This window comes from Bacillus sp. WP8 (assembly GCF_000800825.1).
Classification (GTDB): domain Bacteria; phylum Bacillota; class Bacilli; order Bacillales; family Bacillaceae; genus Bacillus; species Bacillus safensis.
The window spans coordinates 2,110,279-2,132,116 of record NZ_CP010075.1 but is presented as its reverse complement, the minus strand read 5'-3'; the positions used below and the strand labels follow the sequence as shown (position 1 = coordinate 2,132,116).

Below are 21,838 nucleotides of genomic sequence, written 5' to 3'. Positions count from 1 at the left end.
AAAGGATGTTCGGCATGTATATTCATATAACAGAACCAGCAGCAGCGTACCTTACAAAACAACAAGCAGGGCATGAAACAAAAGAACTGCTCCTTCGATATGATTCAGATGGGTGCGGCTGTGCGGTAAGCGGTGTCCCAATGATTTGGCTCACAGGTGAAAGAACAGGCGAATGGGAAGAGCTCAAGCATAATCAGCTCTTTAAGCTGTACATACACACAGCACAAAAGGTCTTTTTTGACGAGGAAATGACGATTGATTTTAATGAAAAAGCCAACACACTCATGTTGAAAAGTCCTCAACAAATACTCAGCCCGAGAATGGGTATACTTGTAAAGTAAGGTGGAAATGTAGTGGATCAAAAGCTAAAAGTGATACAAAATACGGCACAAAATAAAACATGGGTGTCGTTTTTAAATAACAATCATCCCTATAGCCTTTTGCACTGGTCAATAGGTGGAATGGATTCGGTGAAAAAGGACGTTTGGCTTCTTCAAGATGAAGTCACATTTGAAACGGAAGAATTTCCAACGCTCGAATTAGCTGTCAATTGGATCAAAGAGAATATGGACCAAGTAACAGATGTATTATAAAAGCCCTTTTTCGAAAGGGTTTTTTTCGTGCGTTCATCATCTCATCAAACGGCACGGTTGTCTAATCTGAAAAATGATCTTTTGAAGCAAAAAAAGCAGTTTTTCAACAAACAATTCGACAAAATGAGCAAGCTGGAAATAAAAAAAAATGGCTGTAAATGCCGAAAAATAGGCATTCGCAGCGTTTATTGCGGGATACCGAAAACTTTGCGAAAAATGACATTTCATATTTCTTCCATTCGAGGAAATGTGATAGAATACAACATGTATCGTATATGAGAAGGGAGGTGCTAAAGTGAATTGAAGCTCAAGCTGTCATCGCCTCAGGTTGGAATCAAAATAAACGAATGGTATAGGCAGATTTGCGGATTTCATGTGATGAAAGCAGAGAAGCTGAAGGCGGAGATCGAGCAGGAAATCCTCGAAATGGAGCAGGATCAAAACTTGTTATTGTTTTACCAGCTGATGGATTTTCGCCACAAGGTAATGCTTGAATATTTTGAACCGGCAAAGAAAGCCTCGAATGATGAAGAGATTAAGAATTTGCTAGAAACGATCGAACATTCACAAACGAAATTAACGGATATGCTTGAATACTATGTTCATTTTTTCACAGGAATGTTTGAATTTGAACAGAGAAACTACTTAAGTGCTATTGCTTATTACCGCTCAGCAGAAAAAAAGCTCAATCTCATATCAGATGATATAGAAAGAGCAGAATTTTACTTTAAATTAGCAGAAATTTACTACCACATGAAACAAACCCACTTTTCGATGCACTATGCCTTGCAAGCGTTAGATACGTATTCTGCCTACAGAACGTACACGCTGAGAATCATCCACTGTGAATTTGTCATTGGTGCAAACTATGATGATTTGAAATGCTATGAACATGCATTGCCCTACTTTAAAAATGCTCTAAAGCGAGCACGCTCAATTGGAAACCCTCGAGTCATAGGTTCGGCCCTTTTCAACTTAGGTAACTGTTATTATCAAATGAACGATCTTGCGGAAGCAAGCCGTTATCTGAAAGACTCTATTGAAGTGTTTGAAAAGGAGAATTTAACCCATCTTAATCGCTCTCTAGACCCACTATTTATGCTGACACAAATCCTGTTTAAACAAAAACAAATAGAAGAGTCGTTAACCCTCTATCAACAAGGTATTATGAAGGCCTGTGAATTAGAAGATGAAATTTACATCTGCAAATTTCAGTTCTTAAAAGCATTGTACGTTGATGCAGACATAACAATCATAGACGATACATTAGACCTGCTCGAGGACAAGCGCTTATACCCAGATATTGAGGAATTGGCACTTGATGCGGCTCATTATTACAATGAGCTTGGACTGTTTGAAGTATCTACCCGGTTTTACGAAAGGAAAATTCAAGCCATATCAAAAATTCAAAATGGGGGTCATTTATATGAAAACGAGTTTGATAGTTCTTTTATTGGCAGCAACTGCAGGATTATCGGTCATGAGTCAGCAGCAATCGGAAGAGAGCCATATGGAGCTTGCGGGCAGACACCATACAACAGTGGTGACTATCGCATAAGTTAGCTCAAAAAGAGGGGACGAACTGCTGTTCATTCTCCTCTTTTATTTTCATTCAATTCAAATCTTTGAAGAAATGCTTGAATTTCTTGCTCATAAGCTTCCTTATTTTCGCTAAAAGACATTGCATGCGCACCGTGTGGCGCAATAAACAACTGTTTGTCACCCTTTTTACGTGCATATAACTGCTGACTTTGCTCACAGGGGATATAGTCGTCATGGCGGCTATGAATAAAAAGTACAGGTACTTTCACATGATCGATCACATCAAGAGGGGAAACTTGCCGGATGCGGTATCCGTCCCGCCATTTTAACACTTGATCACTTAGTGGAAGAATCCACTCTCCTGAAAGGCGAAAATCTGTTTTTAATCGATACAGAAGCTGGTCCTCAAATGAAGCAAAAGGGCAGTCTGCTATGTAAAAATTGGCGTTTGCTTCCGGCTTTGCGGCATATAACAAGGTCGTGACTGCACCCATTGATTCTCCGTGTATTCCAATGATGGCACTTTCTCCGAGTCTTTGTCTGAGCCACTTTACGATCTTTGCTAGATCTTCTTTTTCATAATATCCATAACTCGTGGTTTTCCCGCCGCTCATCCCATGTCTTCTATGATCATAAAGCAGCACATTCCACCCGAGCTTTTGGAATAATTTCATATACTTAACGGAATTAATCAAACTGACTGTCACACCGTGGCAAAGTACGATTGTGCGTGTTGTATGAGGATACGGTACAAAATAGCCATGTAGATTATAACCAAATGCTGAAGGAATACACACTTTCTCTTTCTTAAGCTGCTGAAATTCCTCGTGATGATAATGGCCTCCATCTGATTCTCGTTTGATGAGCTCTTCATTCGTTAATTTTCGAATATACATCATTTTATTGGTGAAAAAAATGCCGATTACAGCGAGTGGACATAATATGAAGGCAAATATAGCAATCCATTTCTTCATCTAGCCGATTCTTCCTTTCCAGAGTTTTTTCTATGACGATCATACCACATCTTGGTAGATGGGCGTGCCTCTTGCTCAGAAAATAAAACGGATGATACACTAAGTCAAAAGGAGAGAGGCACAATGAAAAAGACCAAGCAGGATCAAGCGAAATTAAAGGACGGCATAAAGGACGATGTCAAACAGCAGCTTCTTCAAATGAAACAGAACCTTGCCGTCGAAACAGAAAAAAGAGAAGAACAAAAACGACAAGACCTCCTTCGGCAGCAGAAAGAAAAAGAAAAAAATAAAAGCTTTTCAGAGCTGCTAGATGAAAGCCATTTAGACTGGAGAAAGTATAAAAGCTAAAAAAGGGAGCAATGATGCTTCCTTTTTTTCATGTCATCATCCTTGAGATAGATCCACAGAGTCCTTAAATAGAAAAGCATTTTTGCCTCCTTCACATCACTTCATTTCAGAATCGTGACAGTATGTTTGTTTTTTACAGTCAAACGAAACGAAATCCCATAACTTATGTTTGAAACAGAAGTAAAAAGGTGAGTATTGATTTATTTAAATTCCTTTTTATTGAAAATATGGTCATTGAGACCCTTTTGGTGGAGGATATTTCTTCTTATAATGAAGATGTGTTACAAAATTTGGTAATGGAGATGATTCACGTGAAATTGAGAAAAACAATGGCTGGAGTCGCTTTATCTTTAGGATTGCTTTTACCTGTTTCTGGACAAACTCTTGCAACAAATGCGGATGTGAGTACAAAGGCTACGTCAATTGTAGGTTGCGCTGATGCTTCTTTTGAAGTAAAACCTAATAGAATATGTATGCATTCAAATAATGGCGTTTTTGCAAATAGTTTCAACCAATTCGGTATTACATATTATTTTAAAGGCAAATCTGGAAATTATGCATATTACGAAAGTGCAAGATAAGACAACGGGGCTTTTAGTCCCTCCTTATTTTATATAGAGAAAAACATAAAAAAAATGTAGAAAAACATGAGTTTTTCTACATTCTGACGAGATAAATGATGTGATTTTTTCTTATTAGGATCGGTGCGCTTCATACACAAATGGTTTTGTATAGTAAGTTACTGCTTTGACTTCTTGGTCACTTAAAGAACGTGCATTTGCTGCTGCTATGTTTTCTTTTAACTGATCCACCGAGCTCGCGCCAAATACAACGGAACTGACCGCAGAATGTTTCAGTATATACTGAATGGACAGTTCAGTGAGTGATAGGTCATAAGCGACTTTCTTTAAAGAAGGAATGATCTGCTGAAGCTCTTCAAATGAATATTGAAGATAGCCGTTTTTTTGAATCGCTGCACTTGCTTGAGAAAGTGGTTTTTCAGTTAATAATCCTTTCGCTAAAGGACCTCTTGCGACGACGCTAATGCTTTGTTCTTCAAGAAGAGAGAACCATTCTTCCGGGCGGCGGTCGAGTAAGCTATATTGCATCATCACGCTTACGATATTGGACTTTTTGGCATATTCTTTAATGACATTTGGGCGGATAGATGAAATGCCATAATAGCGAATAACGCCTTCCTCTACTAATTCTTCAAAAGCCTCAATCGTTTCATCAATGGGGTCATCAATCGTGCCTCCATGCAATTGATATAAATCAATATAATCTGTTTGAAGCCGCTTGAGGCTTTGTTTTACTGCTTCCTTTATGTACGCCTTTGAAGGGTCCCAGTCCCAGCCTGGTTTGCCTTTTTCAAAGCGGTTGCCGCCTTTTGTCGCCAAAATCAAATCTTGCCGTCTATTTTTGATGGCTTCCCCAACAATTTCCTCATTTGTCCCAAAATCATATAAATCGGCTGTATCCAAATAGTTAATTCCGAGATCAATGGCCTCATCTAATAAAGAGAGCGCTTTTTCTTTATCAGTCCCAAGAGACATGCATCCTAGTGCCGCCTCGCTCACTAAAAGATCTGAGGTGCCAATACGTCTTTTTTTCAATTCCATCACACTCCTATCCTTTCACATTAAGTGAAAAAAATCAGGAATTCAAGCTAGGTGATTTCAAATGGCGCATTGAAGCAAGCGTTTCGCTTTTCGCTTCTCTTAAATCATCTATGTTAAAATAAATGAAGTAAAAAGTGAAAGTAGAACGAGGAGCTGACAAAATTGAAGGACTTTGAAGAAAAAACATTATCGTCGAAAGAATTATACAACGGAAAAATCATTGATTTGGTACTTGAAGATGTAGAATTGCCTAACGGAAAACAAGGCAAACGCGAAATCATTAAACATCCTGGTGCAGTAGCTGTCATTGCACGTACAGACGAAAATAAAATCATCTTGGTCAAACAATACCGTAAAGCATTAGAGAGAGCCATCGTTGAAATTCCGGCTGGAAAACTAGAAAAAGGGGAAGAGCCGGCACATACAGCATTAAGAGAATTAGAAGAAGAAACAGGATATACAACTCAGCAGCTTCAAAAGCTGACGGCCTTTTATACATCACCTGGTTTTGCAGATGAAATTGTTCACATTTATCTAGCAGATCAGCTAGTTCCGCTTGAAGAAAAAAGAGAGCTGGATGAAGATGAATTTGTCGAAGTAATGGAAGTTTCATTAGAAGAAGCCTTGCACCTCATTGAAGATCAGCATATTTACGATGCAAAAACAGCCTATGCCATTCAATACTTACAACTGCAAGAGGTACTTGAGTCAACAAAATGAAGGAATTTTTTGCAGACATCCATATTCATATTGGCAGAACAAGAACAGGCAGAGCTGTCAAAATTACAGGTGCAAGGTCATTGACAATTGACCAAATTCTCATTGAAGCAGCAGAAAGTAAAGGGATGGGGATGATTGGTGTGATAGATGCACAATCTCCAGAAGTCTTAGAAGAGTTAATAGAGGGTGTAGAGGAAGGCCGGTACACGGAACTAAATGACGGCGGTCTATCATTTGGACCGACAGTGCTGCTTTTAGGCAGTGAATTAGAGATCAATGATGACCATTCAAAAGGTCCGATTCATGTGCTGGCATTTATGCCCACACTACACAAAATGTCTGAGTTCTCCGCATGGCTTTCGCTTCATATGAAAAATGTCCATTTGAGCTCACAGCGCCTCTATGTTGATGGGAAAACACTTCAGCACAAAGTAAAAGAGCTAGGAGGATTGTTTATTCCTGCTCATATTTTTACGCCGCATAAAAGTCTATACGGCAAAGGGGTCAGCACTTCTTTAACGGAAGTATTTGATCCTGACCTTATTGATGCTGTTGAGCTTGGTCTTAGCTGTGATACGTCAATGGCGTCCCAGCTGAGTGAGCTGAACCGGTATCCCTTTTTAACGAATTCAGATGCCCATTCTTTAGGGAAAATCGCGCGAGAATATACAAAAATCAAAATGGATCATGCCTCTTTTGCCGAATTCAAGCTAGCCCTTGAAGAAAAAGATGGCAGAGCTGTCACAGGAAATTATGGACTTGCTCCGCGGCTTGGGAAGTATTATCATACGACCTGCGAGAAATGCGGGGTAAGACCTCACGCATCAGATCAGGAAGAGTGCCACGAATGCGGACATACCCGGATGACAAAAGGAGTAAGTGAGCGTTTAAAAGAGCTTGCTGACCAAGAAAGTGAAAAAAGAATGAGACCTCCTTATGTTCATCAGCTCCCACTTCAGTTTATTCCGGGTGTTGGACCTAAAACGCTGGAGAAGCTAAAAGCCGTGTTTCACACAGAGATGAATATTCTGCATCAAGCAACAGAACAAGAATTAAAAGCCGTTCTGCCAGAAAAGACAGCGGGCTACATCATCAAAGCAAGAAAGGGCGAAGTCGGACTAATCGCTGGTGGAGGCGGAGTGTACGGTAAGGTGGATATCAATCATGAGTCACATTAAATGGACATGTCAAACGTTTGAACAATTGTCAAAAGAGGATCTTTACTTGATTCTTATGGAAAGAGTCAACGTGTTTGTTGTAGAACAAACATGCCCTTACCCTGAAATTGATCACAGGGACCAAGAAGCAATTCATCTCATCGCAAAAGAGAATGGCACCATTGTGGCTTATTGCCGAATTTTTCAAAACGGGATCGTGTACAAAGAGGCGTCCATCGGCCGTGTTCTTGTGACGCAGGCCGGCCGGAAAAAAGGGTATGGAAAGATGCTGCTCATCAAGGCTTTGGAAAAGCTTAATGAACTAGGTGAAACAAGTGTCAAAATACAGGCGCAAGCCTACCTGAAGTCATTTTACGAATCATTTGGTTTCAAGGTCGTCTCAGATGTTTATGATGAAGATGGGATTCCGCATTTTGATATGATAAAAACAGAAAGATAGACGTATTTACGTCTATCTTTTTTATGTAACATCGTGTATCATAACGTCAACGAAAGGAGTTTTGCCAAATGGGAAAAAGCAAAGCAAAGAAAAAACGAGAGCATATCCAAAGGCAGCACAGCCGTAATCCAGAACTGTCGAGAGGAAACATGCCGCATTTTAGCACACACGAAAGGAAGACAAAAACAAAACAAGAAGTCTTGCAGCACATGATGAAAAAACATAAAGGACGAAATGCTTATGATCACTATCAAGAGGATCATAAGCATTTTTATTTTGCTTTTTTGTGACAACTAGATCAAATAAATGGAAAAATTTTAAAAAATAGGACAAACGGTCGTTTCTTTTTGTCTAAAAATGTAGTTAAATGACAAAAAGAAACGAAAGGGAGAGTGAGTATCGTGAACGTCAAGTCATTTGGAGCAGGGCTTTGTATGGCAAGTGTGCTTGTGGCATCGGTCATGTTTGGCGCGTCAGATATTTCTGCAAAGGAGCAAGCAAAAAAAGAGTACATGATCGGCTTTTCTTCTTCCGTTCAAGACAAAATACAAAAACAGCTTGTAGAAGAAGCTGGCGGGCATGTGAAAGAATCCATAGAGCAAATAGATCTGATGAAAGTGTCGTTGAATGAGACATCGAAAAAGAAACTGAATGAAGCAAAAGAAGTGACTTTCATTGAGGAAGATCAAAAAGCAAAAACAAGCAGTCAAACTGTTCCATATGGCATCAAAAGCATCAAAGCACAAAAGGTACATAAACAAGGATACGCTGGACAGAATGTCAAAGTAGCAGTTCTTGACAGCGGGATCGACGGCAAACATGAGGATTTACATGTCACCGGCGGGGTGAGCTTTGTACCGACAGAGTCCGATCCGCTTGTAGATCCGCATAAACATGGCACGCATGTGGCAGGGACAATTGCCGCTTTAGATAATAAGGTAGGTGTCGTTGGTGTTGCGCCAAAAGCCTCTATCTATGCTGTTAAGGTGGCAGATGAAAATGGTGACGGCTACTATAGCTGGATCATAAAAGGGATTGAATGGGCCGTTGAGAATGACATGGATGTCATCAATATTAGTATGGGGGGAGCAAGTGAATCTGAGGCGCTGAAAGAAGCGGTAGATCGAGCGTATGATAAAGGGATTCTCATTGTGGCTTCTGCGGGGAATGAAGGAAGTTATGGATCTCTCAATACGATTGACTATCCGGCTAAATACAGCTCCGTGATGGCTGTTGCCTCTGTTGACCAAAAAAAGCAAAGAGCTTTTGATTCATCTGTCGGCGAAGAACTGGAAGTCTCAGCACCAGGCGTTTCAACGCTGAGCACCATTCCTCATAACGAATATGGCTACATGAGCGGAACGTCAATGGCATCACCGCATGTAACGGGCGCTGCGGCTGTCATTCTATCAAAACATCCGAATCTGACAAACGATGAAGTGCGTGAGAGACTGTCAAAAACGGCGACAAAACTTGGAGAACCTTTTTATTACGGTGCCGGGCTTGTGAACGTACAAAAAGCCGCACGATAAATGAAAAAGAGAAAGCAGTGAGCAGGCTGCTTTCTCTTTTTTCTTTCAATAAAACTGTCATGTTTCGTAATCTCTCTCATAGAATCTAGTAACCTTACGATTTGGGAGGAAGACACATGCGGAAAAAGTCTTGGAAGGAGCATCTTCTTCAGCACGTAAAAGATCATCTCTCGATTTATTTATTTGTCTCTGTACTCTTTTTAATGGGTGTGATCTTCGGTGCCATCATTGTCAATAGCATGACATTCAGCCAGAAAGAGGATTTATTCTATTATTTAAATCAATTTTTTGGTCAGCTGACGAATGAGAAAGCAGCAGAATCAAAAGAAATGTTTTTACAAAGCTTCCTGCATCATATGAAATATTTAGGCCTTATGTGGATCCTGGGAATATCCATTATTGGTCTGCCGCTCATCTTTCTCATGATCTTTTTAAAAGGAATTGTTGTTGGATTTACTGTTGGTTTTCTCGTGAATCAAATGGGGCTGAGTGGATTTTTTCTCTCGTTTGTATCGGTGCTTCCGCAAAACATTTTGCTTATTCCAGCCTATTTAGTGATTGGCACCTGTGCGATTGCGTTTTCCATCCGTCTCATTGGACAGCTCTTCATGAAAAAAACCATCAGTCAAGCACCCGTTCAGTGGTTTGGCCGGTATGCATCGGTTCTGCTGATGATTTTAGCGCTTGCTGCACTTTCATCTTTTTTTGAATCGTACATATCATTCATGCTGATGAAAAAGCTGGCAGGTATTCTTTTATAATTGTTATTAATTAATAATCAATTTATTTATCAATTTAAAATGATTATAGTTGGCTCTCAGCACATCATTTGATATAATGATCAAGTAATGTGGCGTAGGAGGGAAAGTCAATGGAAAATAGGATTGATCGAATTAAGAAACAGCTTCATTCTTCCAGCTACAAGCTCACGCCACAGCGTGAAGCCACAGTAAGAGTACTGCTTGAGAATGAAGAAGACCATTTAAGTGCAGAAGATGTATACCTCCTCGTAAAAGAGAAGTCTCCTGAAATTGGTCTTGCTACTGTTTATCGGACGTTAGAATTGCTCACTGAACTGAAAGTTGTTGATAAAATTAACTTTGGAGACGGCGTTTCGCGATATGATCTTCGCAAAGAAGGAGCCGCTCACTTCCATCACCATCTTGTCTGCATGGAATGCGGAACAGTCGATGAGATAGAAGATGATTTATTAGAAGATGTCGAAGAGATTATTGAACGTGACTGGAAATTTAAAATTAAGGATCATAGATTGACATTCCATGGTATTTGCCACCGGTGTCATGATGATGAATCCGGCAAATAATCCGAATTGGAACCTTTTCATTTAAGATGAAGAGGTTTTTTGCATTTTCGCTGTATATTCCTTGTCCTACCTGGCATATGCTGAAGTAATGAGAAGGTGAGAAAGGACTTGAAGATCATGCGAAAATGGCTCAAAACAACAGGTGAAGTGATCAAAGTATTTATCTTGTTCACAGGTTTTACCGTCCTGTTCTATTATGCTATGATATGGATAAATTCAGAATATGAAAGCTACCATCGTTATGATAAACCAGAGGGTGCAGCAATTAAAGTGATGGAAATGGATCAGCCGAATCAAGACAATTGGCAAGACCGATTGATTTATTTTTATCAAAACGGGGAGTAGAAATCATTGAACGATCAATTATCCGACTTTATTCATTTTATGACCGTAGAGAGAGGACTCTCTGAAAATACCATTGTTTCTTATAAAAGAGATTTGCAGAACTACTTGTCTTTTTTAATGACACATGAACAGCTGACGGATATTAGCGATGTCACGCGCCTGCATATCATTCATTATTTAAAGCAGTTAAAAGAGGAAGGGAAATCGAGTAAAACGTCTGTACGGCATCTATCATCGATCCGTTCCTTTCATCAATTTCTGCTTCGGGAAAAAGTGACAACGGATGACCCGTCATGGAACATTGAAACGCAAAAAACAGAGCGGACATTACCGAAAGTTCTATCATTAGGGGAGGTCGAAAAACTGCTTGATACACCAAATCAGCACACTCCCTTTGACTACCGAGACAAAGCAATGCTTGAGCTCTTATATGCAACAGGCATTCGCGTCAGTGAAATGCTGGATCTGACCCTTGCAGATGTGCACCTCACAATGGGCTTTATCCGCTGTTTTGGAAAAGGAAGAAAAGAGCGAATTGTGCCAATCGGTGAAGCTGCCGCAAGCGCAATTGAAGAATATATCGAAAAGGGAAGAAGCAAGCTGTTAAAAAAACAGCCGTCCGATGCCCTGTTTCTCAATCATCACGGGAAAAAAATGTCGCGCCAGGGCTTCTGGAAGAACTTAAAGAAACGAGCCATTGAAGCAGGGATTCAAAAGGAGCTGACGCCTCATACGCTCAGACATTCATTTGCTACACACCTGCTTGAAAACGGTGCGGACTTAAGAGCTGTACAGGAGATGCTCGGACATGCCGATATCTCAACAACACAAATTTATACACATGTGACGAAAACAAGACTGAAAGATGTGTATCACAAATTCCATCCAAGGGCATAAGTAAAGCATGACACAGTGAACGGGTGTCATGCTTTTTCATCTTTACACCGTTTATGGTTGTCAACTGGCTTGTAAACGGTTTATACTTGAGATGTCTGACCTCTTACTGTTTGTAAGGTCAAAAGACAAGAATATTGAAGGAGGCGCTTTTTAATGCCTGATTATCAGTATAAACGCATTTTCCTCGTCGTAATGGATTCAGTAGGGATTGGGGAAGCACCAGATGCTGCTGATTTTAATGATGTAGGTGCAGATACACTTGGACATATTGCTGAAAAAATGAACGGGCTTCATATGCCGAATATGGCGAAGCTTGGGCTGAGTCATATTAAAGAAATCAAAGGAATTCCAGCGGATGAAAAACCGCTTGCGTATTATGGAAAAATGCAAGAAGCATCAAATGGTAAAGACACAATGACAGGGCATTGGGAAATCATGGGTCTTTACATAGACACACCGTTCAAAGTCTTTCCAGACGGATTCCCAGATGAACTATTAAATGAATTAAAAGAAAAAACTGGCCGAGGTATTATTGGAAATAAACCTGCGTCTGGTACGGAAATTTTAGATGAGCTTGGCGAAGAGCACATGAATACAGGCGATTTAATCGTTTATACATCTGCGGATTCTGTGCTGCAAATTGCTGCGCACGAAGAAGTTGTGCCATTAGATGAGCTTTACCGTATTTGTGAAATTGCCCGTGAACTCACATTAGATGAAAAATATATGGTTGGACGGATTATCGCTCGTCCGTTTGTCGGAGAGCCTGGTGCTTTTGTTAGAACGCCAAACCGTCATGATTATGCGTTAAAACCATTTGACCGTACAGTCATGAATGAACTGAAAGATGATGGGCTCGATGTCATTGCGATCGGAAAAATCTCTGATATTTATGACGGCGAAGGAATCACATCATCTCTTAGAACAAAATCGAACATGGATGGAATGGACAAGCTGGTCGATACACTTAAAACAGACTTTACAGGACTCAGCTTTTTGAACCTTGTTGATTTTGACGCTCTTTACGGACATAGAAGAGATCCAGAGGGTTATGGAAAAGCATTAGAGGAATTTGACGCACGTCTTCCTGAAGTGTTTGACCTGTTGAAAGAGGATGATCTTCTTGTGATCACAGCAGATCATGGAAATGACCCGGTTCATCACGGAACAGATCATACAAGAGAATACGTTCCGCTCATTGCTTACAGCAAAAAGCATCAGGAAGCAAATGAACTGCCAACAGCAAAAACATTTGCTGATCTTGGGGCAACCGTTGCCGATAATTTCAAGATAGCGATGCCTAAATATGGAACAAGCTTTTTATCTAAACTCAAATAGGGGGAAATCTCGTGGGAGCACAGTTTTCAGAAGCGGCGGCATATATTAAACAAGCATCGACATATGTACCAACAGTTGGATTGATTTTAGGATCAGGGCTTGGCATTTTAGCAGATGAGATTGAAAATCCAATCAAAATTAAATATGAAGATATTCCCGGATTCCCTGTTTCAACAGTAGAGGGACATGCAGGGCAGCTCGTGATCGGAACGCTGAAAGGCACTGTCGTTTGCGCGATGCAAGGGCGTTTTCATTTCTATGAAGGATATGATATGAAGCAAGTGACGTTTCCTGTCCGTGTGATGAAAGAAATTGGTATTGAAACATGCATTGTCACAAATGCAGCCGGCGGAGTGAATACTTCATTCCGTCCAGGAGATCTCATGCTGATCACAGATCATATCAATATGATGGGAACCAATCCATTAATTGGCCGAAATGACAGTCAAGGCGTTCGTTTTCCCGATATGTCTGCACCGTACGATAAAGAATTGCTGGCACTTGCAGCAGAAACAGCCCAGCGTTTAGGTATATCTGTACAGCAAGGGGTTTATGCAGGGATGACAGGCCCTTCATATGAAACACCTGCTGAAGTTCGTTTCCTTAGAACGCTTGGAGCAGATGCGGTAGGAATGTCGACTGTTCCAGAAGTCATTGTTGCGCGTCATGCAGGAATCAAAGTACTTGGCATTTCATGCATTTCCAATGCGGCATCTGGTATTTTGGATCAGCCGCTGTCACATGATGAAGTGATCGAAGTAACGGAAAAAGTGAAAGCAAGTTTTCTTGATTTAGTAAAAGACATTGTCAAACAACTTTCATAGCATGTGTCCAGAAGCCTTCTGCTACCCAAGCAGAAGGCTTTTTTTATTTGCAATCATACGATCTCTGAATAAAACAGCCTGTATGAGGAAAAAATAGAAAGGATTACGATAATGGAGGTCTGCCACTTGAAACGTCATATATGTGCATTGTTTATTTTAATGATCCTTATCTCAATGGTTTCACCATCTGCGACAGCAAAAGAAAAGATTGAAAAACCAGGAGAAAAACAAACATCAGAATTGGCACACGAAGCCAAATCAGCGATCTTAATAGAACGTGACACGGGAAAGGTGCTTTACAACAAAAACAGCGATGAAAAGCTTGCACCCGCAAGTATGACCAAAATCATGACGATGCTTCTCATCATGGAAGCTATAGATCACGGTAAACTGAAAATGACAGACAAGGTCAGAACGAGCGACTATGCAGCGTCCATGGGAGGGTCGCAAATCTTCCTTGAACCAGGAGAAGAAATGACCGTGAAAGAAATGCTGAAAGGCATTGCGATTGCGTCAGGAAATGATGCTTCAGTTGCCATGGCAGAGCATATTGCAGGATCTGAAGAACAGTTCGTAGAGCAGATGAACAAAAGGGCGAAAGAGCTTGGCCTCACCTCAACAGTCTTTCAAAACCCAACAGGGCTCCCTGAAAAAGACCACTACAGCACAGCTCACGATATGGCAATAATGGCAAAAGAGCTGTTGAAATATGAACAAATCACAAAATTCACAGGTGTCTACGAAGACTATCTACGGCAAAACACAGATAAAAAATTCTGGCTTGTAAACACAAACCGTCTGATTAAATTTTATCCAGGTGTCGATGGGGTGAAAACCGGTTTTACAGGTGAAGCGAAATACTGTTTAACTGCATCTGCTAAAAAAGGCAACATGCGCGTCATTGCGGTTGTCTTCGGCGCAAGTACCCCGAAAGACAGAAACGCTCAGGTAGTCAAAATGCTGGACTACGCATTTAGTCAATATACGACTCATCCGCTTTACAAACGAGGGCAAGATGTGGCGGAGGTCAAAGTAAGCAAAGGGAAAAAGAAAAATATTCAGCTCGTTACTTCTGAACCGATCTCCCTTCTAACGAAAAAAGGCGAAAGTGTGGATCAGATCAAAAAAGAAATCAAATTGTCTCATGATGTCAAGGCTCCATTTTCAAAAGGAACGGAACTTGGTACGATCGTCTTGAAAAAAGACGGAAAAGTGCTGCATGAAAGTCCTGTAGAAGCAAAAGAAGGAATGGAAAAGGCAGGCATTTGGACTTTCTTCAAACGAGCAATGGCTGATTTTGTGAAATGGAAATAAAAGGCGAAAGGCTGCTGAAATGGGCAGTCTTTTTGCTATGAGGAAAAAGAAAAGAACATCTAAATGTGACGAATGGTCACTAGTTTTGTCATGGTGAAGGATTTACTTCATATAAAAGAGAAACACTCTTTATCCGAAATAGAGCAAGGAGGAATAAAAAGATGAGCCTTGGTATTGATTTTCAAGTAAAAGAGAGCGTACTTTGCATTCGGTTAACAGGAGAGCTCGATCATCACTCCGCAGAAACATTGAGACAAAAGGTGACGAATTATTTGGAAACAGAGGACATTCGCCACATTGTGCTGAATCTGGCTGATTTATCGTTTATGGACAGCTCTGGACTCGGAGTGATTTTAGGAAGATATAAAGAGATTAAGCAGCTTGGCGGAGAAATGGTCGTCTGTGCCATCTCGCCAGCAGTGAATCGGTTATTTGATATGTCTGGTTTGTTTAAAATCATTCGTATGGAGCCTTCAGAGCAAACGGCTTTGCAAACATTGGGGGTGGCGTCATGAGAAATGAAATGAATCTGACTTTTTCGGCATTAAGCCAAAATGAATCGTTTGCGAGGGTGACAGTCGCGGCGTTTATCGCTCAGCTTGATCCGACTTTAGATGAATTAACAGAAATCAAGACCGTCGTATCAGAGGCAGTGACAAACTCCATCATCCATGGCTATGATGGGAATCCAGATGGCAAGGTGCATATCCATGTCACATTAGATGACCATGTCGTCTACCTCACCATCCGTGACGAAGGCATGGGTATTACCGATCTTGAGGAAGCAAGACAGCCGCTTTTTACAACAAAACCAGACTTAGAGCGCTCTGGAATGGGCTTTACCATCATGGAGAATTTTATGGATGATGTCATGGTGGATTCATCTCCAGAAATGGGCACGACCATCCGTTTAACAAAGCATCTATCAAAAAGCAAAGCGCTTTGTAATTAAAGGAGCTGCTCATATGGATGTGGAGGTAAAAAAGCAAGCTAAAAAAGCCCAGCTGTCAAATGATGAAGTCAAAGAGCTCATCAAAAAAAGCCAAGACGGTGATCAGCAAGCAAGAGACCTCCTCGTAGAAAAAAACATGCGTCTTGTTTGGTCCGTTGTTCAGCGCTTTTTAAATAGGGGATATGAACCAGATGATCTGTTTCAGATTGGCTGTATTGGACTGCTGAAATCTGTGGATAAATTTGATTTGTCATATGATGTAAAGTTTTCAACGTACGCCGTCCCAATGATCATCGGGGAAATTCAGCGATTCATTCGGGATGATGGGACGGTCAAAGTGAGCAGGTCATTAAAGGAACTCGGAAATAAAATCCGGCGGGCAAGGGATGAGTTGTCTAAGTCTCATGGAAGAATGCCGACCGTTCAAGAAATTGCCGAATACCTTGATATCACACCAGAGGATGTCGTCCTCGCCCAAGAAGCGGTCCGCTCACCATCATCCATTCATGAAACAGTGTATGAAAATGATGGGGATCCGATAACATTGCTTGATCAAATTGCCGATCATTCTGAAGAAAGATGGTTTGACAAAATTGCTCTGAAAGAAGCGATCAAGGAATTAGAAGAAAGGGAAAAACTCATTGTGTATTTAAGGTATTATAAAGACCAGACACAATCTGAGGTTGCAGAAAGACTTGGCATTTCACAGGTGCAAGTCTCACGGCTTGAAAAGAAAATTTTAAAACAAATCCAAATGCAAATGGATCAAAAAGACAGCTAGCCAATTCGGCTGGCTTTTTTTGTGTGGTAATTACCGGTAAATCGAGTTCTATCAGTATGAGAACCATTTTTCACCACATACTATTTTTAACCCCTCGTATAGGAAGTGACTTGGATGGACGGACAAATCTTTATTCGGCTGCGCCATCGAATCAAGACCGGTATAGATCAACTCATTTATTTAGAGGATATCGCCCAAATCACTGGTGATGAGTTTGCTGTGCAAAAGCTTAGCAAAATGCCGGTGTATCATGTCAGCAAAAAGGATCGTCACATCGTCGTTCTTGATATCATGCATGTCGTCAAAACGATCAAAAAAACGTGGCCAGATATCGACATTCAAACCGTTGGCGGCTCTGAGGCCATTGTTGAAATTGATACAGGCAAACGCCAGCTTTCTCCCGTTTTATTTGTGTTTGTATGGCTTCTATTATTTGTCGGAGCGGCGCTTGCCATTATGAATTTCCACGAGGATGTCAGTATGCGGCTCGTTCATATCCGCCTATATGAAATGATCACAGGGAAAACGGTTGAGCATCCGTATTTATTACAAATTCCATATAGCTTTGGACTCGGCCTTGGGATGATTTTGTTTTTCAATCATGTATTTAAAAAGCGTTTAAATGAAGAACCAAGTCCGCTCGAAGTGGAAATGTTTAAATATCAGCTCGATCTCGATCATTATGTCGCACTCAATGAAAATAAAGAAACATTGAAGGATATCCATGATCGGTAAATGGCTTTTTGTCGTACTCGTTGGACTTGGCGGCGGTTTAACAGTCGGAGCAGGATTTGTGGCATTTCTTACAGTGCTTGGCATCATTCCCCGCTTAATGCAATTAACCAAAACGCAGCGCTTCATACAAGGGTACGAGGCGGCAGTCATTAGCGGGGCGGTTGTTGGCGGCTGGGCCACCTTAAGTCAAATACATCTGCATTTAACCAAATGGCTGGCGCTGCCGGTCGGTCTTTTATCAGGCATCTTTGTCGGCATGCTTGCAGCTGCACTTACTGAAGTATTAAATGTACTTCCTATATTAACGAAAAGAATTGGAATGGACGGGAAAATTGTTTTGCTGCTCATGGCCATCGTCTTAGGAAAGATATTTGGTTCACTATTTCATTGGCTTATTTATATTTAAGAAATTGGAGGGAACAACACGTGTCGAGTTTAAAAGAGAACTATCCATCTAAGGTGAAAACGTATCAGCCCAAACCTCCTTATGTCCTCAACTGCATCAAGGCGTTTTTAGTTGGTGGCTTGATCTGTCTGATAGGTGAGGGGCTGCAGAATTTCTATATCCACTTTTTTGATTTTAACGAAAAGACAGCAGGGAACCCGACAGTGGCAACCCTCATTTTAATTTCTTCTCTATTAACGGGTATCGGTATTTACGATAGAATCGGCCAGTTTGCTGGAGCGGGATCGGCTGTACCGGTAACAGGCTTTGCTAACAGTATGACAAGTGCTGCCCTTGAGCATAAAAGTGAAGGGCTTGTTTTAGGTGTTGCCACAAATATGTTTAAGCTCGCTGGGAACGTCATTGTGTTCGGTGTCGTCTCGGCATATATCGTAGGGATCATTCGATACATCTTCGAAAAGATGTTTTCGTAGGAGGAATGAAAGGTGAAACTAACAGGTAAACAATCTTGGGTATTTGAGCACAAGCTTTATGTCAATGCAGAAGGAACTGCTGCAGGACCTAAGGAAAAAGAAGGTCCAATTGGACATTTAATTGATAAAACATACGATGAAATGCACTGTGATCAAAAGAACTGGGAAATGGCTGAAAGGAAGCTCATGGATGATGCGATATCAACCGCTTTATCGAAAGCAAATTTGCAAAAAAGCGATATTGATCTGTTGCTAGCTGGAGATTTACTCAACCAGAACGTCACAGCAAACTATGTGGCAAGAGAGCTGAAGATCCCGTTTCTCTGCTTATTTGGAGCATGCTCGACCTCAATGGAATCGGTCGCCATTGCGTCAGCACTCATTGATGGTGGCTTTGCAAATAGAGCCATCGCAGCAACAAGCAGTCACAATGCGACCGCAGAACGCCAATTTCGAAACCCGACCGAATACGGCGGACAAAAGCCAGATACAGCAACAAGTACCGTAACAGGGAGCGGAGCCGTTATTATCAGCCAAGAGCCCTCACAAATTCAAATTACAAGTGCAACGGTAGGCAGGGTCATGGATCTTGGCATTACAGATCCATTTGATATGGGATCGGCCATGGCACCGGCCGCGGCAGACACCATCAAGCAGCATTTAGAAGACTTAGGAAGAACAGTAGATGATTACGATTTGATTTTAACTGGAGATTTATCAGGCATTGGTTCACCGATCTTAAAGGATCTCCTGAAAGAAGAAGGTATCCAGCTTGGGCGAAAGCACGATGATTGCGGTTTAATCATCTATACACCCGATCAAAACGTATTCGCTGGAGGCAGCGGCTGTGCTTGTTCAGCTGTTGTGACATTTAGTCATATTTTTCAAGAAATGAAAGCAGGGAATCTGCAAAGAGTACTCGTTGTCGCAACCGGGGCGCTACTCAGCCCAATGATGGTTCAGCAAAAAGAGACCATTCCGACCATTGCGCACGGTGTCGTATTTGAGCGTGCAGGAGGAGAGAGCTAATGGATTATCTTATCGCTTTTGTGGCAGGCGGACTTATTTGTGTCATTGGCCAGCTTTTGCTAGATGTACTCAAACTCACGCCGGCACATGTCATGACTACTTTTGTTGTGGCAGGTACCATTTTAGACGGATTCGGTATTTATGATAAATTTATTGAATTTGCAGGTGCGGGCGCAACCGTACCAATCGTCAGCTTTGGTCATAGCTTGCTTCATGGGGCAATGCACCAGGCAGATGTACATGGATTCATCGGCATCGGTATCGGTATTTTTGAATTAACCTCTGCTGGAATATCAGCTGCGATTTTATTCTCATTTATTATCGCACTGATCTTTAAACCGAAAGGATAACCGAATATGGGGCAAAGACGGAAAGTCATTTTAGTGACAGACGGAGATATATATGCTGCCAAAACCATTGAGCTTGCCGCTAAAAACGTCGGCGGACGATGTATTTCCAGCTCAAAAGGAAATCCAAGCAAACGGACAGGACCTGAACTTGTTCAGATGATTTTAAAAACGCCGTATGATCCAGTCTTTGTGATGTTTGATGATTCTGGAATGACCGGTGAAGGAACAGGCGAGACAGCGATGAAACATGTGGCGCGCCACCCTGAAATCGAAGTCATAGGCGCGATTGCAGTTGCATCTAAGACGCACCAAGCCGAATGGACAAAGGTCCATGTCTCCATTGACCGGGAAGGTGAACTGACAGAATACGGTGTCGACAAACACGGTCTTCCCGAAATGGAGCCCCATAAAATGAGCGGGGATACAGTGTATTGTCTTGACTCCCTCAATCTCCCGTTCGTTGTCGGGATTGGAGATATTGGCAAGATGGGACGGAAAGATGATCTGAGCAAGGGATCTCCAATCACGATGAAAGCAGTGGAATTAATATTAGAAAGGAGTGGCTTCCATGAAGAAAGACAAGGTAAACGTGTACCGAGACCCGAAGAAAAATGAAGATTACTTCAAAGAAAATGTCGGAATGGGTCTCAGTTTTGACCTTGGTGTTCGGAAAATTTATATACACGATCAGGAAATCCAGCTTTACTATGTAAATGGATTGTGTGATACACAGTATGTCATCTACTTATTAAAAGAACTAATCGAAATCAATGACAACGAACCAGAATCAGATGATCTTGCACATGTAGTCGAGAACCGACTTGTCAATCAGCAGGTCTCCAAGGTAGAAACGCTGGATGAAGCGGTGGATCAAGTGCTGTCCGGGCTTGTAGCAGTTGTTGTAGAAGGTGAAAACTACGCCTTTATCATTGATGTTAGAAGTTATCCTGGCAGAATGCCTGAGGAGCCGGATACAGAAAAGGTTGTCAGGGGAGCAAGAGACGGTTTTGTTGAAAACATTATTGTAAATACAGCGCTTATTCGAAGAAGAGTGCGGGATGAAAAGCTGCGATACAAAATGCTCAAAGTAGGCGAACGTTCAAAAGCCGATGTTTGTGTTTGCTATATTGAAGATATTGCAGACCCAGATCTTGTAGATATTATAGAGAAAGAAGTATCAGGAATCAAAGTTGATGGGCTGACGATGTCTGATAAAACGATTGAAGAATTTATTATTAAGCAAGGATATAATCCCTTTCCGCTAGTGCGTTACACCGAGCGTCCAGATGTCGCCGCTAACCACATATTAGAAGGGCATGTCATCATCATTACGGATACATCCCCTAGTGTCATCATTACACCAACCACTATTTTTCACCACGTTCAGCATGCAGAAGAATATCGCCAGGCACCTGCCGTTGGTACATTCCTAAGATGGATACGCTTTTTAGGCATTTTATGTTCTACCTTTCTTTTGCCGATTTGGTTTCTTTTTATCCTTGAACCAAATCTTCTGCCTGACAATTTAAGCTATATTGGGTTTAACAAACCTTCTCATATCCCTGTGATTCTCCAAGTGTTCCTTGCTGATTTCGGGGTGGAATTTTTAAGAATGGCAGCAATTCATACGCCAACCGCCTTGTCGACCGCCATGGGACTGATCGCGGCTGTTTTAATTGGACAAATCGCTATTGATGTCGGTTTGTTTACACCAGAGGTCATCTTATACGTTTCACTGGCGGCGATCGGTACCTTTACAACGCCAAGCTATGAACTGAGTGTCGCCAATAAGATTGTCAGGCTCATCATCCTAGCACTAGTGGCGATCTTCAAGCTGAATGGACTCATCATTGGTTTTACGTTGTTACTCATTTATTTAACTTCCATTCGTTCATTGCAGACGCCTTATATGTGGCCGTTCCTCCCTTTTAATGGGAAGGCTCTGTGGCAAGTGCTGATTCGGACGTCTGTTCCTGGCTCAAAAGTAAGACCGAGCATCGTTCACCCTCAAAACAGATCAAAAATTCCGCCAAATTCTTAAGGCTCATTGAAAGTGGCTGAAGATTGTGATATTGTATTTTTAACTTTGAGACAAGGCAAAAGGCAGCTCACGCAGCTGCCT

29 protein-coding genes are annotated in these 21,838 nt (G+C 41.4%); 27 read left to right on the top strand and 2 right to left on the bottom strand.

The genetic code is table 11. The features are described from left to right. Window positions 1-14: 14 nt before the first annotated feature. The 3 genes from QR42_RS10615 to QR42_RS10600 all read left to right on the top strand — a co-directional run bounded on the left by QR42_RS10615 (window position 15) and on the right by QR42_RS10600 (window position 2,156). Window positions 15-341 carry an iron-sulfur cluster biosynthesis family protein gene (locus QR42_RS10615; RefSeq protein ID WP_039179713.1) on the top strand — a complete coding sequence of 109 codons (327 nt, stop codon included), beginning with the start codon at window positions 15-17 and terminating at the stop codon, window positions 339-341. 12 nt (window positions 342-353) lie between these two features. Beyond that, window positions 354-593, top strand: coding sequence for a YqkC family protein (locus QR42_RS10610; RefSeq protein WP_024422884.1), 240 nt, complete (start codon window positions 354-356; stop codon window positions 591-593). 300 nt (window positions 594-893) lie between these two features. Beyond that, a complete protein-coding gene (locus tag QR42_RS10600) occupies window positions 894-2,156 on the top strand; it encodes a response regulator aspartate phosphatase (RefSeq protein WP_024428051.1) in 1,263 nt (420 codons plus the stop codon). 26 nt (window positions 2,157-2,182) lie between these two features. On the opposite strand, the gene QR42_RS10595 is transcribed toward QR42_RS10600, so the two are convergent. Further along, a complete protein-coding gene (locus QR42_RS10595; protein WP_039179708.1) occupies window positions 2,183-3,109 on the bottom strand; it encodes an alpha/beta hydrolase in 927 nt (308 codons plus the stop codon). Between the two features lie 123 nt (window positions 3,110-3,232). Between QR42_RS10595 and QR42_RS10590 the strand changes: the two genes are divergently transcribed. Together QR42_RS10590 and QR42_RS10585 are read left to right on the top strand one after the other, a co-directional pair. Further along, the gene (locus tag QR42_RS10590; RefSeq protein ID WP_039179706.1) at window positions 3,233-3,457 is read left to right on the top strand and encodes a YqkE family protein; all 225 of its coding nucleotides are present in this window, start codon (window positions 3,233-3,235) and stop codon (window positions 3,455-3,457) included. Window positions 3,458-3,645: 188 nt separating this feature from the next. After that, the gene (locus QR42_RS10585) at window positions 3,646-4,038 is read left to right on the top strand and encodes an LCI fold-containing protein (RefSeq protein WP_235354765.1); all 393 of its coding nucleotides are present in this window, start codon (window positions 3,646-3,648) and stop codon (window positions 4,036-4,038) included. A 114-nt stretch (window positions 4,039-4,152) separates the two neighbouring features. On the opposite strand, the gene QR42_RS10580 is transcribed toward QR42_RS10585, so the two are convergent. Then, a complete protein-coding gene (locus QR42_RS10580) occupies window positions 4,153-5,073 on the bottom strand; it encodes an aldo/keto reductase (RefSeq protein ID WP_039183182.1) in 921 nt (306 codons plus the stop codon). A 168-nt stretch (window positions 5,074-5,241) separates the two neighbouring features. Between QR42_RS10580 and QR42_RS10575 the strand changes: the two genes are divergently transcribed. From QR42_RS10575 to QR42_RS10470, 22 genes are all read left to right on the top strand, one after another. Beyond that, window positions 5,242-5,799: an NUDIX hydrolase gene (locus tag QR42_RS10575; RefSeq protein ID WP_039179704.1), complete on the top strand. Its 558-nt coding sequence runs from the start codon at window positions 5,242-5,244 to the stop codon at window positions 5,797-5,799. Next, on the top strand, window positions 5,796-6,977 hold the full coding sequence (locus QR42_RS10570; protein WP_039179701.1) for a TIGR00375 family protein: 1,182 nt from the start codon (window positions 5,796-5,798) through the stop codon (window positions 6,975-6,977). The genes QR42_RS10575 and QR42_RS10570 overlap by 4 nt, the downstream gene beginning before the upstream one ends. Beyond that, on the top strand, window positions 6,964-7,416 hold the full coding sequence (locus QR42_RS10565) for a GNAT family N-acetyltransferase (protein ID WP_039179697.1): 453 nt from the start codon (window positions 6,964-6,966) through the stop codon (window positions 7,414-7,416). The genes QR42_RS10570 and QR42_RS10565 overlap by 14 nt, the downstream gene beginning before the upstream one ends. A gap of 68 nt (window positions 7,417-7,484) precedes the next feature. Then, window positions 7,485-7,706 (top strand): hypothetical protein, encoded by a 222-nt coding sequence (locus QR42_RS10560; RefSeq protein ID WP_039179694.1) that lies wholly within the window; start codon window positions 7,485-7,487, stop codon window positions 7,704-7,706. A 111-nt stretch (window positions 7,707-7,817) separates the two neighbouring features. Beyond that, a complete protein-coding gene (locus tag QR42_RS10555; RefSeq protein ID WP_084096406.1) occupies window positions 7,818-8,948 on the top strand; it encodes a S8 family peptidase in 1,131 nt (376 codons plus the stop codon). Window positions 8,949-9,064: 116 nt separating this feature from the next. Further along, entirely contained in the window at window positions 9,065-9,709 is a 645-nt protein-coding gene (spoIIM, locus tag QR42_RS10550) for a stage II sporulation protein M (protein WP_039179689.1), read from the top strand. Between the two features lie 110 nt (window positions 9,710-9,819). Continuing rightward, the gene (gene fur, locus QR42_RS10545; protein ID WP_003215577.1) at window positions 9,820-10,272 is read left to right on the top strand and encodes a ferric iron uptake transcriptional regulator; all 453 of its coding nucleotides are present in this window, start codon (window positions 9,820-9,822) and stop codon (window positions 10,270-10,272) included. A gap of 117 nt (window positions 10,273-10,389) precedes the next feature. Then, the gene (locus tag QR42_RS10540; protein ID WP_024428058.1) at window positions 10,390-10,617 is read left to right on the top strand and encodes a YqzK family protein; all 228 of its coding nucleotides are present in this window, start codon (window positions 10,390-10,392) and stop codon (window positions 10,615-10,617) included. 6 nt (window positions 10,618-10,623) lie between these two features. Further along, window positions 10,624-11,514 carry a site-specific tyrosine recombinase XerD gene (gene xerD / locus QR42_RS10535; protein WP_039179686.1) on the top strand — a complete coding sequence of 297 codons (891 nt, stop codon included), beginning with the start codon at window positions 10,624-10,626 and terminating at the stop codon, window positions 11,512-11,514. Between the two features lie 153 nt (window positions 11,515-11,667). Further along, window positions 11,668-12,852, top strand: coding sequence for a phosphopentomutase (gene deoB / locus QR42_RS10530; protein WP_039179683.1), 1,185 nt, complete (start codon window positions 11,668-11,670; stop codon window positions 12,850-12,852). Window positions 12,853-12,863: 11 nt separating this feature from the next. Then, complete coding sequence (locus QR42_RS10525) at window positions 12,864-13,676, top strand: purine-nucleoside phosphorylase (protein WP_039179680.1); 813 nt, start codon at window positions 12,864-12,866, stop codon at window positions 13,674-13,676. Window positions 13,677-13,835: 159 nt separating this feature from the next. After that, window positions 13,836-14,990 carry a D-alanyl-D-alanine carboxypeptidase family protein gene (locus QR42_RS10520; RefSeq protein ID WP_395942384.1) on the top strand — a complete coding sequence of 385 codons (1,155 nt, stop codon included), beginning with the start codon at window positions 13,836-13,838 and terminating at the stop codon, window positions 14,988-14,990. Between the two features lie 161 nt (window positions 14,991-15,151). Next, entirely contained in the window at window positions 15,152-15,505 is a 354-nt protein-coding gene (gene spoIIAA, locus QR42_RS10515; protein ID WP_024422866.1) for an anti-sigma F factor antagonist, read from the top strand. Continuing rightward, complete coding sequence (gene spoIIAB, locus QR42_RS10510; protein WP_024422865.1) at window positions 15,502-15,942, top strand: anti-sigma F factor; 441 nt, start codon at window positions 15,502-15,504, stop codon at window positions 15,940-15,942. The genes spoIIAA and spoIIAB overlap by 4 nt, the downstream gene beginning before the upstream one ends. A gap of 13 nt (window positions 15,943-15,955) precedes the next feature. After that, the gene (gene sigF, locus QR42_RS10505) at window positions 15,956-16,723 is read left to right on the top strand and encodes an RNA polymerase sporulation sigma factor SigF (RefSeq protein ID WP_024422864.1); all 768 of its coding nucleotides are present in this window, start codon (window positions 15,956-15,958) and stop codon (window positions 16,721-16,723) included. A gap of 114 nt (window positions 16,724-16,837) precedes the next feature. Then, on the top strand, window positions 16,838-17,458 hold the full coding sequence (locus tag QR42_RS10500) for a stage V sporulation protein AA (RefSeq protein ID WP_039179673.1): 621 nt from the start codon (window positions 16,838-16,840) through the stop codon (window positions 17,456-17,458). Next, window positions 17,448-17,864 (top strand): stage V sporulation protein AB, encoded by a 417-nt coding sequence (locus tag QR42_RS10495; RefSeq protein WP_039179670.1) that lies wholly within the window; start codon window positions 17,448-17,450, stop codon window positions 17,862-17,864. The genes QR42_RS10500 and QR42_RS10495 overlap by 11 nt, the downstream gene beginning before the upstream one ends. A gap of 20 nt (window positions 17,865-17,884) precedes the next feature. Next, on the top strand, window positions 17,885-18,337 hold the full coding sequence (spoVAC, locus tag QR42_RS10490) for a stage V sporulation protein AC (protein WP_039179667.1): 453 nt from the start codon (window positions 17,885-17,887) through the stop codon (window positions 18,335-18,337). A 12-nt stretch (window positions 18,338-18,349) separates the two neighbouring features. Next, entirely contained in the window at window positions 18,350-19,366 is a 1,017-nt protein-coding gene (gene spoVAD, locus QR42_RS10485) for a stage V sporulation protein AD (protein ID WP_039179664.1), read from the top strand. Then, window positions 19,366-19,716: a stage V sporulation protein AE gene (gene spoVAE / locus QR42_RS10480; protein WP_007501045.1), complete on the top strand. Its 351-nt coding sequence runs from the start codon at window positions 19,366-19,368 to the stop codon at window positions 19,714-19,716. The genes spoVAD and spoVAE overlap by 1 nt, the downstream gene beginning before the upstream one ends. Window positions 19,717-19,722: 6 nt before the next feature. After that, window positions 19,723-20,331, top strand: a complete 609-nt coding sequence (locus QR42_RS10475) for a stage V sporulation protein SpoVABEA (protein ID WP_039179661.1) — start codon at window positions 19,723-19,725, stop codon at window positions 20,329-20,331. Then, a complete protein-coding gene (locus tag QR42_RS10470; RefSeq protein WP_039179658.1) occupies window positions 20,285-21,757 on the top strand; it encodes a spore germination protein in 1,473 nt (490 codons plus the stop codon). The genes QR42_RS10475 and QR42_RS10470 overlap by 47 nt, the downstream gene beginning before the upstream one ends. Window positions 21,758-21,838: the final 81 nt, after the last annotated feature.